Below are 14,659 nucleotides of genomic sequence, written 5' to 3' on the forward strand. Positions count from 1 at the left end.
CGCCTCAGATAATCGCGTGGCGGACCCGGGCGGAGACCCATTCGCTGACGACCACGGTGGCCAGGATGGCCAGGAAGATGACCGAGACCTGGTTCCAGGCCAGCGAGTTCACCGAGGCCTGTAGCTGGATGCCGATGCCGCCCGCGCCGACGAGGCCGAGGATCGTGGCTTCGCGGATGTTGATGTCCCAGCGATAGACGCTGATGCCGGCGAAGGCGGGCATGATCTGCGGTGCGACGCCAAAGGCGAGGCGCTGCGCCGATCCGGCGCCGGTGGCGCGGATGGCTTCGACCTGGCGTTCGTCGATTTCCTCGATCGCCTCGTACAGCAGTTTGCCGATGAACCCGATCGAGCGCAGCCCGATCGCGATGATCCCGGCCAGCAGCCCCGGTCCCAGCATCAGCACCAGCAGCAGCGCCCAGATCAGCGAGTTGATCGACCGCGACGCCACGATCACCGCCAGCGCCACCGGCCGCACGAAGGCGCGGCTGGGGGTCGTGTTGTGCGCCGCCAGGAACGCCACCGGGGTCGCAATGGCAACACCCAGCAGGGTGCCCAGGGTCGCGATGTTGATCGTGTCCCAGAGCGGTTTGGCGATGACTTCGAGATAGGCCCAGCGCGGGTTCGACATGCGCGACGCCATGTCGAAGGCCTGCTCCGGCGCGTCGAGAACGAACATCCAGATGGTCTGGTTGCTGATATACTGCCAGCAGACAACGGCGATCGACACACAGACCAGCCACACCAGCCACAGCCCCAGCTTTTCCCGGGCGTCGCGGCGTTGCCAGACCCTGCGGCCGGCGATTTCGGCAACGGGCATTACAGAAACCTCCTGCGGATCGCGCCGGACGAATATTCCACGATCAGCACGATGCCGATGATGGTCATCAGGATGGCGGCGGCGCTGTCGTACTCATAGCGCGCGACGGCGGTGTTCAGCGTCGCGCCGATACCACCGGCGCCGACGATGCCGATCACGGCCGATTCCCGGAAATTGATGTCGAGGCGGTACAGCGACAGCCCGACGAACCGCGCCGCCACCTGCGGCTGGATCGAATAGTTGAGCATCTGCAGCCAACTCGACCCCGTCGCCCGCACGGCTTCGACCTGATCGCGGGAGACGTCCTCGATGTCTTCGGCCAGCAGCTTGGCCATGAAGCCGATGGTCGCGAAGGCCAGCGTCACGACCCCGGCAAACGGGCCGAAGCCGAACATCGCCACGAACACGATGGCAATGATGACCTCCTGAAACGCACGCGAAATCGTGATGATGCCCCGGCACAGATAATAAACCGGCGTCGGCGCCAGATTGCGCGCCGCCCCCAGCGCGACGGGAATGGAAATCAGCACGCCGATGATCGTGGAGACGACCGTCATGGTCAGGCTTTCCAGCAGCCCGCGCGAGATGTCGTTCCATCGCGTGACGAAATCCGGCGCCAGAAAGCCGCCGATGAAGGCCCCGCCACGGTCCAGCCCGGCGACCATCCGGCTCCAGTTCAGATCGACATCGGCGACGGCCAGAAACAGATAGCCGACAGCGGCGGCATAAAGGCCATAGCGCCAATATGGGCTGGCGATGAAGGGCGGCTTGCGCCATCGGCGCCGGCCGGCAAGTGCATCGGCCGTCATTGCACCGCCGCCTTGCGGATTTCCGGCACGTCGAGCGAGGCCGTGATCCTGCGGGCGGCGTCCTCTTCGGCGGCAGGCCGGTCTTCGTCAGCCGTGCCGGACCAGTCCTCGGCGCCGTAGATCTCGGTCAGCGTGGCGTCCGTCAGGCCCGAGGGCGGGCCGTCATAGACGATCTCGCCGGCGCGCAGGCCGACGATGCGTTCCACGAACATCTTCGCCAGCAGGACGTCGTGGATGTTGATGATCGTCGCCAATCCACGCTCGCGGCACAGTTCCAGAATCAGGCGCATGATCTGGCGCGATGTCTTGGGGTCGAGGCTGGCGGTCGGCTCGTCGACCAGCAGAATTTCGGGATCCTGGATCAGGGCGCGGGCGATGCCGACCCGCTGGCGCTGGCCGCCGGACAGGGCGTCGGCGCGCTTGTCGACCATGTGATCCAGGCCGACGCGTTCCAGCAGTCGGAATGCCTCGTCGATGTCGCTGTCGGGAAACCGCCTGAGGAAACTGCGCCAGAAGCCGACATAGCCAAGCCGCCCCGACAGCACGTTCTCCATGACCGACAGCCGTTCGACCAGGGCATATTCCTGAAAGATCATGCCCATGCGGCGGCGGACGCGGCGCAGATCGCCGGTTCCCAGCGCGGTGATATCGCGGCCCGACAGCGAGACCCGGCCCTCGGTCGGCTCGACCAGCCGGTTGACGCAGCGGATCAGCGTGCTCTTGCCCGCGCCGGACGGCCCGATCAGGGCGACCACCTGCCCCTTCTCGATGGTCAGGTCGATGGATTTCAGCGCCAGATCGCCGGTGGGATAGCGCATGGTCAGGCTGTCGATGGTCAGCATGGGCGGCCTGTCTTCAACGAGGGATGAAAGATGAGTGCACGCAAAAACGGGCGTCTCCGGCCCACCCCTTGGGCGAGCCGGAGAACGCGAACGTTAATGGGCGGGCGTGACGGTTAGCTGCACTCGAACACTTCGCCGATTTCGTTGGCGATGGTGCGGATGATCCGCCAGTCGTCCTCGTAGCTGATTTCGACGAAGCCGTCGGAATCGGAGAATTCCTCGGCCAGCGCGCCTTCCCACGGGAAAGTCTGGAACGCCTCGTCGATGTCGGCCTTCAGGTCGGGATGGAGATCGTTGACATAGCCATAGGACGTCGTCGGGAAGGTTTCCGACTGATAGATCGTGACGATCTGATCTTCGCTCACGACATCGCGATCCAGCATCCGGCCCATGACCGAATTGGCGACGGCGGCGGCGGGGTAGTCCTGATTGGCGACGCCCAGGATCGACTGGTCGTGCGCACCGGAGAACGTGGTCTCCAGATCTTCCTCGACGTTGATGCCGAACTCGGCGGACAACAGCGCCGACGGCGCCCGATAGCCGGAATTCGACGCCGGATTGGTAAAGGCCAGGGTCTGGCCGATCAGGTCGTCGACCTCTTCGATGCCGCTGCCGGGATAGGTGATGATTTCCATCTCATAGCCGCTGATCACACCGTCGGTGCCCATGGTATAGCGCGGATGGAAACCGGCGCAGTTCACGCCCAGCGGCACGGAACCGGTGGAAAAGCCGCCGATATGCAAACGGCCGGCGCGCATCGCCTCGACCATGGCGGCATAGGAATTGACGGTGAAATAGGTGACGTCGCGGCCGGTGACCTCGGCCAGATGGGCGGTGAATTCGTCCCAGACTTCGCGGTACAGGGCCGGATCTTCCACCGGCGTGTAGGTGAAGATAAGGGTCGAGGGATCGACGAAATCGGCTTCGTCAGTCGGGGCGTCGGCCAGCAGATCGCCGTCGGTGTCGCAGAAGCGGTCGTCGAGATCGCCGCGGGCGCAGTCGTCCTGGGCGTGGGCGGCGTTCGGGGCGCTGATGCCGATGACGGCCAGCAGGGCAAGGGCGGAGGCCCCGAGAAGGGTCGTGCGGCTAATGGTGTCCAACGGTCTGTCTCCTGTCTGAAGGAAGCAAGGCAACGGCGGAACGCAAGAGCATGCGACGCCGCGATTGGACCGTTGATACCGATGGGCAGTGACAGCCGTATTACGGCAGGGTGAATGTTTTATTGCGGGCTGACGCCGAAGGCCGGGCGACCACTATCGAGCTCCTGATCGTCCCTTCGCTCCTCCGGGGAATGGAATAGGAGACGGATGGCGTGTCGAGAAACACAGTTGCCGGATCAGCGAAGCGTCGCTTCGTGCCGCATCGCGTCCAGTGAGGGGCAATTGTTTGCGGCCCCCCTTGTCCCATCGCCCCCTTGCCCCATCGCCGGAGGCGCAGATGCGCTAGGCGGCGACGATCCGCGGTTCGACCAGTTTCTGTTCCACCGACCGCAGATGGGCCTGCATCGCCTGGCCGGCGCCGTCGAGATCCCGTTCCTCGATCGCCCGAACGATGCGGTCATGCTCGGCGAAGGAATGATGGTCCGCCGGCGGCTGCGAAACGTTGGATCGAAGCCGCCCCCATACGACTGCCCTGCGCACGGAATTGAGCGCGTCGAAAAGCGCCAGCAGCAGACGGTTGTCGGCGGCCTCGGCGATCCGCCGGTGAAGCTCGTTGTCGGCCGTCTCGTATTGGCGCCAGGTCGAAGCCTTGTGGGTCAGATCGATGCACCGGCGCAGCGCCTCGACATCCGCCGATGTCGCGTTGAACGCCGCTTCACGCGCGATCATCGGTTCGATGAGCAGCCGCGTTCGCATGACCTCGGCGGGATTGGTTTCGCGTTCGATCTCCGACAGGCTCATGATGTCGTCGATGGGCCGTGCGCCGGTGAACGTGCCCTTGCCGACATGGCGCCAGAGCTGTCCCTCCGATTCCAGAACCGCCAGCGCCTTGCGAAGATCACCACGCGAGACGCCCAGCAGGTCCGACAGTTCGCGCTCGGCCGGAAGCCGTGTATTGGGCGGAAAATCCCTGCTGGTCAGCCACGCGCGAAGCTGCACCAGAGCCGCGTCCCGGCTCCCCAGGGCCTTTTCGGATTTATCCATCACCCCGTCTTCCTTTCCGCCGGCCAATGGCGACGCTGCATCATTCGCATTCTGACCAATACCGAATTGGTTCGCATTTTTCAATGGCGGCAACCGCCCGATTGAATGGGTTGACGCCTGACCAATTGGGGATTTATGTTTAACCAATAAGGAATTGGTCCAGCCCCGCGAACAATGAAGGCTTGGCCGCAACAGCCGGCAATAACCGGAAAAAGCCGGCAGAATGGGAGGAACGACAATGAAATTTTCCCGCAACACCTTGGCGACCACCGTCGCCGGCGCCTTTGCGCTCGCCAGTCTTTCAGGGGCGGCAGTCGCCGACGACGATCCGATCCAGATCGCGTTCGGCGACATCGCGAGCATCGAGAGCCTCAATCTGCTGATCGCGATCGAGCGAACGAAAGAACGCGGCGTCCCGGTCGAACTGACGTTCTTCAATTCCGAGGATGTCGCGACCCAGGCCGTCGTTTCCGGTCAGGCCGATATCGGCGTCGGCGCGCCCTATGCCTTCATCCAGAATTCCGGCGCGCCGCTGCGCATGTTCTATCGCATGAGCACGCTTCTGTTCTTCCCCGTGGTCAATGGCGAGGTTTACAGCGGCTGGGAAGATCTCGACGGCGAGGAAGTGGCCGTTCATTCGCGCGGCTCCGGGACCGAAGCCCTGATGCGGCTGATGGAGTCGATCCACGATATCGAGTTCTCCAATATCAGCTACGTGCCCGGCGCCGAAGTCCGCGCCGGTGCGCTCCTCCAGGGCACGATCAACGCGACCATCGTCGACCCGGCCTCGTGGCGGCTGCTGGAAGAGGAAGGCGAGGGCCGGTTTCAACGGCTGCCGGTCGAGGGCGTGAACGCGACCGACGAGGCGCTTTACGCCAATATCACCTTCCTGGAAGAGCAGGCCGATGACGTTCAGGTGCTGGTGGAAGAACTGCTCGGCACCTGGAACGACATCGCCGACGACCCGCAGATCGTCGGTGACCTGCGCGAGGAATACGACCTTCTGCCGGATCTGCCTGCCGAAATGGACGACGAGGTCGTGGCCTTTTACGAGGAAGCGGTCGAGAACGGCGTGTTCCCGCTGGATGGCGGACAGCCGGAGGACGCCGGCGACGACCTCGAATTCCTGGCCGCTGCCGGTCAGGTGGATAGCCCCGAAGAACTGAACATCGAAGACTACTGGCATTTCGAGGCGCTGGAAGCCGCGCGTGCCGCACAGGACTGATCCGGCGACCCGTCGGCGGCGCGCCCCGTGGCAACTCGGGCCGCGCGCCGCCGCTTGCACTCTCGAAAGGAGCCACGTGCATGACGTCTGCACATGGAACAGTCGCCAATCTCGGCGGCGGCGGCGTCCGAAAGCCGTCACTGGGCCATCGAATAGCCGGTCAGTCGCTGTTCTGGCGGCTCGTCTCGCTGGCCATGGTGTTCGGCGCGTGGGAACTGGCCGGACGGCTGGACTTCAATTTCGCCTTCCCGCCCTTTTCCGACACCCTGGTCGCCTTCCTGTCCATGGTTGCCGACGGCACCATGGGCTGGGCCTATCTCCGCACCATGGAGCCGCTGGCCATCGGGCTGGTCTTTTCGCTGGGCGTCGGCATCACCGCCGGTGTCGCCATGGGCCTGCGCGAGGATGTGGAGTGGTTCTCGCTGCCGGTCTTCATCGTGATGCAGGCCGCCCCGATGGCGGCCCTGATACCACTGGTCACCTTCGTCTATGGCATCGGCCTGACGGCGAAGGTGCTGGCCGTCGTGATGCTGGCGCTGCCGGTGATCGCCATCAACAGCTATCGGGCGGTGCGCAATGTTCCCCCGTCCCTGATCGCCATGAGTCGGTCCTTCATGGGGTCGCGGCGCCAGCAGATCGTCAAGGTCGTTCTGCCGGCGGCGAGCCCGATGATGTTCGCCGGCATCAGGCTGGGCGTGGCCGAGGGTTTCAGCGGCGTTGTGCTGGCGGAACTGCTGATCACGCCGACGGGGATTGGCGATCTGATCACCTTCCACCGGTCGGTCGCCAATTACGCTCATATGTACGCCGTCATCGCCTCGATCGTCGCATTCGCGGTCATCACGGTGACCATACTGCAAATGGTCGAGACCAGACTGTTCCGACCGGAAAAGCGGAGTTCCAAATGACCGTCGCCGTCGACAGCCCCCCGAGCCGATCCTCAACCGGCAGCGGCACCGCCACCGGCGCCTCGGCCCAGCCGATCATCGAGGTCCGGGGCATCTCAAAGACGTTCGGCCCCGACGTCATCGCCCTGCAGGACATCGATCTGACTTTCGGTGCGGGAGAACTGACCAGCCTGCTCGGCCCCTCGGGCTGCGGCAAGACAACGTTGCTGAAGATCGTTGCCGGCCTGCTGGAACCCAATCGGGGGCAAGTGTTCGTCAAGGGCCAGCCGGTCGCCGGGCCCGGTCCCGACCGCGCCTTCGTGTTTCAGGATTTCGCCCTGATGCCGTGGGCCACGGTGCTGCGCAACGCCGCCTTCGGGCTGGAGCTGCGCGGCGTGGCAAAGCGCGAGCGCGAGGAAAAGGCCCGGCACTACGTGGCCGAAGTCGGCCTGAGCGGCTTCGAGGACAAGTATCCCCACGAACTGTCCGGCGGCATGCGCCAGCGGGTCGGCCTTGCCCGGGCACTGGCCGTGGATGCCGATGTTCTGCTGATGGATGAACCGTTCTCCGCCGTCGATGAACAGACCCGGCGCAAATTCCAGGAAGATCTGCTGCGATTGCGCCAGGTTGAGAACAAGACGTTCCTGTTCGTCACCCATTCAATCGAAGAGGCGGTTTACGTCTCCGATCGCATCGTTTTGCTCTCGCCCCGGCCGGGCCGTGTGTCGCGGATCATCGATCCGGACATTCCCCAGCACGACGGAGACCCCGAAGCCATACGCCGAGACCCCGTCTATCTCGATACCGTCGAGGAGATCTGGCAGGGGCTGAAGCTTTACGTGGAGTAATCGCATGACACTCTTCGGCTACAGGCTGCCCAAAATGGCGTCCCTGATCTTCTGGATCCTGCTTTGGGAAATCATCGGCCGGTTCGAACTGGTAATGCTGTTTCCGCCCTTCACCGATGTGCTGGCGGCAATGACCGAGGTTCTGACCTCGTCCAGCTTCGCCAACGCAATGGCCGTCACACTCTATGCCTATTGCGTCGGTCTCGCCATGGCTATCGTCTTCGGCGTCTTTCTGGGCTTTCTGATGGGTCTGGTGCCGGCGGCCGATCGCATCTTCAACATGTGGGTCAATATCTTCGTCTCGGCGCCGCTGTCGGCGCTGGTCCCGGTGATCATGATCCTGTTCGGCATGGGCACGCCGACCGTCGTCGTCACCGTCTTCATGTTCGCGGTCTGGATCATCGCGCTTGACACACGCGCGGGTGTTCAGCATGTGTCGCCGTCCCTGATCGAGATGTCGCGCTCGTTCGGCGCGTCGCCCTGGCAACGCTTCAAGATCGTGTTTCTCGCGTCTTTGCCCGAGATCCTCGCCGGCATCCGTCTTGGCGTCATTCGCGGCGTCAAGGGCGTGGTCATCGGCCAGTTGCTTGTCTCGATCATCGGCGTGGGCGCCCTGTTCACGCTGTACTCCCAGAACTTCCTGATGTCGCATTTCTGGGCGCTGATACTGATCCTCTTCACCTTTGCCTTGACGCTCGCCGGTCTGGTCGGGCGTATCGAAAACCGCATCGAATACTATGCAGGAGAAAGAAGCTGATGACCCCGACTTCCACCCAGGCAACTGCCGCCACCAATGACGAGTCCGGATATGTGGTCACGCCGCCGCCGGTCGTGTCCCTGCCCATCGTCGGCTCGGACCTCAGGTTCCCCGTGCGCCGGGTGTATTGCGTCGGGCGCAACTATGCCGCCCACGCCGTCGAGATGGGGCACGATCCGGACAAGGAGCCGCCGTTCTTTTTCCAGAAGAATCCGGACAACCTCGTTGTCGGCGAGGACACCTTCGAGTACCCCCCGGCCTCCAGCGACGTTCATCACGAAATCGAGATGGTCGTGGCTTTGGCCAAGGGCGGCCGGGACATCCCGGTTGAGAACGCGCTCGACCACGTCTACGGCTATGCCGTCGCCCTGGACATGACGCGCCGCGATCTTCAGGGCGAGGCGAAAAAGCTGGGCCGTCCGTGGGAAGTCGGCAAGGCGTTCGAAAAGTCGGCCCCCTGCACGCCGCTGGTGCCGGCGAGCGAGATCGGCCATCCCGCCAAGGGCGCCGTGTGGCTGAAAGTCAACGGCGAGACCAGGCAGAACGGCGACCTGGAACAGCTTTTGTGGAAAGTGCCGGAGATGATCTCCATCCTGTCAAAGCTGTTCACCCTGCAGCCGGGCGACGTCATCATGACCGGCACGCCGTCGGGCGTCGGACCGGTCGCACGGGGTGACCATCTGCATGGCCATGTCGACGGCGTCGGCGATCTGCGTGTCACCGTAGCCTGAGTTTCTGGCGCCTGAGCTTCTGGCGCCTGAGTTATCTGGCCCCTGCCCCTGCCCGTGCCTTCTCCCATCTGGTGGGGCGCTACGGGCGGGGCGCCGTCAACCGGCTCCGCCGCTCTCCAGGTCGTCGATCAGATTGCGCATCTCATCGATTTCCCGGCGCTGGGCTTCGATGATCTCATCGGCCAGTTCCCGCACACGCGGGTCGGAGATCCTGGCACGCTCGCTGGTCAGGATGGCGATCGAATGATGCGGAATCATTGCCTTCATATACGAGACATCATCAACGGTCTGCTGGCTGCGGACGAGATAGAGGGCGATCGCGAAGACGATAACGGCCCCGATCATGATGCCGATATTCAGGCCGGCGCTGGGATACATGCCCATCATGTAGGCCATCATGACCACCGCCATGGTGGCCCCCATGATGACCGCCATATAGGCGCGGGTTTCGCTGAAGGTGACATGATCGAGCTGGTAGGTGTTCAGATACATCAAACCATACATCACGACGGTAGACGTCGCGATCATGGCCGCGAATCTTGGATAAGACGACATCGACATGCCCTGCGCGCTCCCTCATCGCTGCTTCAACTGGAAGCAGAACCAGTTCCAGGTCCATCGGTTCCGGATCGATTTCGAAGCAGATAGAGTTCCGGCAGGGCGCACGCTTACAGTTGAACAACCCCATAGATATGCGAGAATCGGTCGAGATTCGGCGGTTTGGCAGAAGAGTCGGCCAGAGCGTGAACGGAACCCCAATTATAAAGATTACCATTGTTGTCGACATAGACCCAATGCCTGAGCCCGCCATTATATCCGATGCCGACGGCACATTCGCGATGCTTTATCAGGCTCGCCTGCGACAGGGATGTCGGAACAGTTCTCTTTATCGAGCACTGAGCGCCTGCGAAGTCTGCGTAATCGGCAACCGCGTTCGTCGGCATGGCAACGCCGATGCCGCCCTGATTGATGACGCTGGCCGTGTCGTGGGCCGAGCTTTTCAGTTCACGCTCAAGGTGGCGGATCAGGTCCGGGACCCCGGTATACCTGTTATACGGATGACCGAAACTCTTGGTAAATGTAAGTATTTCATTCGTAATGGTCGGGTTCTGCAGATTTCGTACCTTTAGATAAGTTATGACCTCCGCAACCAGCCTCTTCTGCACGGACTCGATACCGAGTTCCGTGCCGAATTCTTTCAGCTTTCCGTTCATGTGCAGAGCGTTCAGTACCGACACGAAGCCGCACACACCCCACTTGCCCTGCTTGACGATCCCGCCCATGGCACCCTACCGATGTTTTCCCGCTTTCCCGGCGATTGCAACTGGCCGAACCGATGACCACACGGCATCGACCAGGCAATCGATCAGCGATGATCGCAGAGCATCGCGACTATGGCAACCTATGGTTGATCTGTTCTTGGGCCATGCGCAGAGCTTCTGCAGCTCACGGTCGAACGCATGTGCTGAATTTGCGCTCCCCCGGGCTATCCGACTCCCCGGAAAGACTGCTTCTTTCCGCTGGCCGGACATGACGTCCGTGAAGAAAATTATATTTCTCGATATTTTACCGCATTGAGTCGAATTGAGTAGATTCCGATGATACACACGGCTTTGCATTTGGCATAAGTTCCGCAGCCACGCATCGGGCAGCGATCTCAATTTTCGTAAATTTCGGAATTCTTCGCAGGCCTGTTTCGATCGGCCGATTCTCCGCGCTTGTTGTTTGAGCCGCAGCGCGGCTGCTTTTCCGAACTGCTCATGTTCGGGCAACCGTAACCAGATCTTTTGCTGGCGCCGACGGCACTCGCGTCGCCGCAGTTGCACACGCTGAATGCGAGCGGCGCCTTGACCCGTTGGTCGTGGTGTTCGTGCACCAACTTGGAATCACAAAAAGTACAAGGAGGCATTGATGGATAGTGGGAGCCGTGAGTTTGACATTGAGCGGCCATTGCAGGGGATGGGTGTTGTGGTTATCGACCCAAGCCGCCTCTTTCGCGAAGGCATGAAACACTTGTTCGAGGCGACCAGGTTCAGAATCGTGGCGGGGGCCGGGTGTCTGGACGAGGTGATGCCGGAACTTCGACGCGCCCGGTCGGAGCCACGACTTCTGATCGTCAATTGGTGCGATGATGACCCGGACTTCCTCAAATCCATCATCGAGTTGAACGCCATGGGCAGTGCTTATCAAATCGTAGCGATAAACGCCCGCGTTGAGAGCCACGGCTTGATGGTAGCCTTGCGCGCTGGGGTAAAGGCATTCCTGCTGAAAGACCTATCGGCCGATGCACTGATCCAGTCGTTACGATTGGTGGAGATGGGAGAGATCGTGTTCCCAACGGAACTGGCAGCGTTGTTGACTTCCGGCAGTGTGAAATTTTCCGAGCGGGGCAATCCGGTGGCCAAGCAGGCTGCGGCATCGATTACCGACCGCGAATTGGACATTCTGCGATGCTTGATACGGGGCGAGCCAAACAAGGTCATTGCTGTTCAGTTCAAGCTTAGCGAAAACACGATCAAAGATCTCATGAGAATTCTATTCAAGAAGACCGGTACCGGGAACCGGACCGAGGCGGCGATCTGGGCCTTGGATCACGGGCTTGATCGTGTCCTGGGTGATGACCCGAAATCGGCCACCGATTCCGTTTCGCGTTCACCCGCGACCACTGCGACCATGGCGATTGTTTAGGGTCGACGAACTGCGTGGCGCCCATCAACACAGGCCGCCGGCGTCGATTGTCAGGCAACCGCCCGCCTGACGACTTCACTCCCAGCGTCAATCTCTGAAACTTGCGGGTGCGCCTGCGCCGCGCCGCCCTACCCAGCCCGGACGAGGGACAAGGACGACCGGCGAGGCCAAGCAAGCCCCATTCCGGGGTTGCGATCGGCCGGGGCGGCGATCTGCTGATTGGTCAGGCCCTCGGCCAACACCGATAGAGACCGTCGATCATCGTCCCGAATGCACCGCCCCCAACCGTCGAAATGCCGCACACTCGACAAGAATGGTCACAACATCTCCTGGAATTGCCAGAGACCCGCTGGCCACCAGGTTGCTGACCGCACCGAGCGGCACCTTGTAATTCTCCGGAACAGCCATGCCATCGACCGCGCGCGGCCGCCCAAACCGGCCACGCTCGCTCGGAACACCGGCGCCTTTCGCGGCAGGCACGCCCACCAGTATCACCCTGTCATCCGCCCCCACATGCGCCAGGGCCGGCCCTGGCTCGCGCATTTCGCTTGGGCCGAGGACAACCACGTCCTTCAAACGGCGCATTGTTAAATGCGGGCTCCGATAGCGGCCCCCAATAAAAAATAATCGCATCCGGCCCTCAGCCGACGAAACCAAATATCGAAAATTCATTTTTTGACGTTTCTGCGGACAAAAAAGCGAAATATACCGTCCGCACAGACCTTTCTTCCTAACTTTCTCTAATATCTTCATCTGAATTGCCCAGATCGACATCTGATTGTCGGCTTCTTCATCAATGGAGTTAGGTTCATGCGCACAAAGGGGGGCGCTAACCTGTTTGATGGATGCCTTTATATCCGATGCCAGCGTAAATAGCCATTCGTTGCCTATTAATACAAACATAAAATGGATACTCTCTCGTAGTAACTGAATAATCACACCCTGTTTTAAATAAGCCGCACAGAGGTTGATATGATTACCAAATCTATTAGCGCATCAATAATTGCCAGCGCGCTCCTATCCGGCTGTGCCGGCTCGATGGCAACACAAAGCAATGGTGTACAACCAAGCTATTCGTACCCGGTTACATCGAATTATACGCCGTACACCCGGTGCCTGGCGCAGCTTGCCGAACTGCCCGGCGACAATGTCCCGACCTTCACGGTCGGCGAAATCCTGGACAAGACCGGACAGCGCGACACGGAAAGTGACAGCATGGTGCTGACGCAGGGCGTGACCGAAATGGTCATGAGTGCCATGTGGCGCACCCGCAAAGTCCGTCTGGTCGAGCGCTTCGATCTGCGCATCCCGCTCGCCGAACGCGAGATGGTCAACCAGGGCATCATGCCCCGGACATACCCGAACAGCCCGACTGTCAGGCCGTCGAACTTCGTCGTGCTCGGCGCGCTAACCGAGCTCAACTACAACATCGTCAGCCAGGGCGCCGGGCTTTATGTCGGCGGCGCCGGTCTGGGCGGACGTTCGGTCGTGATCAATGTCGGCCTCGACCTCAGGGTCGTGAACCCCGTCACCTTCGACGTCCCCTATGTGACCACGCTGCAAAAACAGATTTCCGGCTACGAAGTGGAAGCCAATGTCTTCCGCTTCTTCGGAGACCAACTCGTCGAGTTCGACGCGGGTCGTATCGAAAACGAACCGCTTCAACTCGGCGTGCGGTCCGTCGTGGAGATGGCAACCCATCAGATCATGACGGATTTCCTCGGACTACCCGCCAGTCCTGAATGCGAACTGGCCGAGACCGAGTTCTTTACTGAAACCCTCAATCGCAATCGTACATCGGAGAGCTAGTTATGAGAGTCTCACAAAAACTCGGCATGTATGCCGGCGTTTCCGCAGCCGCCCTGGGCCTCGCGCTCATCGCCGTTCCCGCTTCAGCATTCGACGAGGTCAACTGGACCTGGAATGCCGCAATCGACGAAACCGTCACCAAGACGGTCGATATCAATGTCGACCTCAACCCGACCGGCATGACCATGCTGGAAGACCTGCAAGTCTCGATCGGCGACCACACGGCCACCAGCAGCGTCAACGACATCTTCAACAACCAGCCCAGTGCCGGTGTCGACAACAACGGTGAAGCGACAGTCGATTTCAATTGGACCACGGAGGTCGATGACCTCGCCGCTGGTCAAGTTAGCTCCACAACAATTCTCGACTCCGCTGACGACGTCATATTCCTGGACGAAGCCGGCAATGAAATTGACCCTCTTGAGCTGACTTGCCAGGGCACTGCTGAATGCGACGATAGCGGCGTTTTCTCCATCGTTGTCGAAGTTGACGGTGAGTTCATTGAACTCGACTCGCTCGATGCCGCAACCGAGTTGCCGGAAGTCATCAGCGCCGCCACGGCCGTGGCGAACAACACGGCGATCGAAACCGACACCTCGGTCCAACTGCATGAAGGCCAGTTTGCCTTCGGCGGTGGAAACGGCGACTCAGGCGACTTCAACGGTTTCAATGGCGTCGACGGCGACCCTGATGGCATGAACTCCAACCTGGTCGCTGCCAGCACGCTCGGCGCAGCCGCCATCCTCGGCATCCTGGACCAGGCCGAAATCAACGCCGACTCCCAGGTCGGTAACATACACAACGCAAGCGTCGACAGTTCGGCCACTGCGGTCGTCAACAACCTGACGGTCGATGTCGCCGCCGAAGGCGACGACCGCCTGCTGATCGGGGATGCGGTTCAGTTCTCGTATGCCAACACCAACGCCATGTCGGATGTTAGCGGCGTCTACCTGAACAACTACACCAACCTCGGCGAGATCGACCGGGCGATCACCAACTCGGTCGCCACCGCAGTCGGCAACAACAAGTCGATCACCGTATCAGCGCCTGTGATCGAATAAGTCTTTTTCGGATCCGGCACTCGATAGGCGGCTTTATC

General features: G+C 61.3%; 16 protein-coding genes. 8 read left to right on the forward strand and 8 right to left on the reverse strand.

From position 1 onward, the window contains the following. Positions 1-4: 4 nt before the first annotated feature. From phnE (ABZ728_RS01360) to ABZ728_RS01380, 5 genes are all read right to left on the reverse strand, one after another. On the reverse strand, positions 5-820 hold the full coding sequence (phnE, locus tag ABZ728_RS01360) for a phosphonate ABC transporter, permease protein PhnE (protein WP_366653793.1): 816 nt from the start codon (positions 818-820) through the stop codon (positions 5-7). Next, the gene (gene phnE / locus ABZ728_RS01365; protein WP_366653794.1) at positions 820-1,629 is read right to left on the reverse strand and encodes a phosphonate ABC transporter, permease protein PhnE; all 810 of its coding nucleotides are present in this window, start codon (positions 1,627-1,629) and stop codon (positions 820-822) included. Before phnE (ABZ728_RS01365) ends, phnE (ABZ728_RS01360) begins: the two co-directional genes overlap by 1 nt. Next, on the reverse strand, positions 1,626-2,471 hold the full coding sequence (phnC, locus tag ABZ728_RS01370; protein ID WP_366653796.1) for a phosphonate ABC transporter ATP-binding protein: 846 nt from the start codon (positions 2,469-2,471) through the stop codon (positions 1,626-1,628). Before phnC ends, phnE (ABZ728_RS01365) begins: the two co-directional genes overlap by 4 nt. Positions 2,472-2,584: 113 nt before the next feature. Then, positions 2,585-3,571, reverse strand: a complete 987-nt coding sequence (gene phnD, locus ABZ728_RS01375) for a phosphate/phosphite/phosphonate ABC transporter substrate-binding protein (RefSeq protein WP_366653798.1) — start codon at positions 3,569-3,571, stop codon at positions 2,585-2,587. Between the two features lie 342 nt (positions 3,572-3,913). Then, the gene (locus ABZ728_RS01380; RefSeq protein ID WP_366653799.1) at positions 3,914-4,615 is read right to left on the reverse strand and encodes an FCD domain-containing protein; all 702 of its coding nucleotides are present in this window, start codon (positions 4,613-4,615) and stop codon (positions 3,914-3,916) included. A 238-nt stretch (positions 4,616-4,853) separates the two neighbouring features. Between ABZ728_RS01380 and ABZ728_RS01385 the strand changes: the two genes are divergently transcribed. The 5 genes from ABZ728_RS01385 (at position 4,854) to ABZ728_RS01405 (ending at position 9,063) form a co-directional block, all read left to right on the forward strand. After that, positions 4,854-5,840 (forward strand): ABC transporter substrate-binding protein, encoded by a 987-nt coding sequence (locus ABZ728_RS01385; RefSeq protein ID WP_366653800.1) that lies wholly within the window; start codon positions 4,854-4,856, stop codon positions 5,838-5,840. 80 nt (positions 5,841-5,920) lie between these two features. Next, the gene (locus ABZ728_RS01390; RefSeq protein ID WP_366653802.1) at positions 5,921-6,748 is read left to right on the forward strand and encodes an ABC transporter permease; all 828 of its coding nucleotides are present in this window, start codon (positions 5,921-5,923) and stop codon (positions 6,746-6,748) included. Then, positions 6,745-7,575: an ABC transporter ATP-binding protein gene (locus ABZ728_RS01395; protein WP_366653804.1), complete on the forward strand. Its 831-nt coding sequence runs from the start codon at positions 6,745-6,747 to the stop codon at positions 7,573-7,575. Before ABZ728_RS01390 ends, ABZ728_RS01395 begins: the two co-directional genes overlap by 4 nt. A gap of 4 nt (positions 7,576-7,579) precedes the next feature. Then, complete coding sequence (locus ABZ728_RS01400; RefSeq protein WP_366653805.1) at positions 7,580-8,332, forward strand: ABC transporter permease subunit; 753 nt, start codon at positions 7,580-7,582, stop codon at positions 8,330-8,332. Then, the gene (locus ABZ728_RS01405) at positions 8,332-9,063 is read left to right on the forward strand and encodes a fumarylacetoacetate hydrolase family protein (protein ID WP_366653806.1); all 732 of its coding nucleotides are present in this window, start codon (positions 8,332-8,334) and stop codon (positions 9,061-9,063) included. Before ABZ728_RS01400 ends, ABZ728_RS01405 begins: the two co-directional genes overlap by 1 nt. A gap of 96 nt (positions 9,064-9,159) precedes the next feature. Here ABZ728_RS01405 and ABZ728_RS01410 read toward each other — a convergent pair whose 3' ends face one another. Both ABZ728_RS01410 and ABZ728_RS01415 read right to left on the reverse strand, forming a co-directional pair. Further along, positions 9,160-9,591, reverse strand: coding sequence for a DUF305 domain-containing protein (locus ABZ728_RS01410; protein WP_366653807.1), 432 nt, complete (start codon positions 9,589-9,591; stop codon positions 9,160-9,162). A 140-nt stretch (positions 9,592-9,731) separates the two neighbouring features. Further along, complete coding sequence (locus tag ABZ728_RS01415; protein WP_366653808.1) at positions 9,732-10,346, reverse strand: hypothetical protein; 615 nt, start codon at positions 10,344-10,346, stop codon at positions 9,732-9,734. 628 nt (positions 10,347-10,974) lie between these two features. On the opposite strand from ABZ728_RS01415, the gene ABZ728_RS01420 reads away from it, so the two are divergent. Next, a complete protein-coding gene (locus ABZ728_RS01420; protein ID WP_366653809.1) occupies positions 10,975-11,751 on the forward strand; it encodes a response regulator transcription factor in 777 nt (258 codons plus the stop codon). 258 nt (positions 11,752-12,009) lie between these two features. Here ABZ728_RS01420 and ABZ728_RS01425 read toward each other — a convergent pair whose 3' ends face one another. Then, complete coding sequence (locus tag ABZ728_RS01425; RefSeq protein WP_366653810.1) at positions 12,010-12,654, reverse strand: hypothetical protein; 645 nt, start codon at positions 12,652-12,654, stop codon at positions 12,010-12,012. A 135-nt stretch (positions 12,655-12,789) separates the two neighbouring features. Here ABZ728_RS01425 and ABZ728_RS01430 point away from each other — a divergent pair, with 135 nt between their 5' ends. Together ABZ728_RS01430 and ABZ728_RS01435 are read left to right on the forward strand one after the other, a co-directional pair. Further along, positions 12,790-13,560, forward strand: coding sequence for a CsgG/HfaB family protein (locus ABZ728_RS01430; protein WP_366653812.1), 771 nt, complete (start codon positions 12,790-12,792; stop codon positions 13,558-13,560). 2 nt (positions 13,561-13,562) lie between these two features. Next, positions 13,563-14,621 carry a hypothetical protein gene (locus ABZ728_RS01435; RefSeq protein WP_366653813.1) on the forward strand — a complete coding sequence of 353 codons (1,059 nt, stop codon included), beginning with the start codon at positions 13,563-13,565 and terminating at the stop codon, positions 14,619-14,621. Positions 14,622-14,659 lie beyond the last annotated feature (38 nt).

Origin of the sequence: Fodinicurvata sp. EGI_FJ10296 (assembly GCF_040712075.1) — a bacterium.
Classification (GTDB): Bacteria; Pseudomonadota; Alphaproteobacteria; order DSM-16000; family Inquilinaceae; genus JBFCVL01.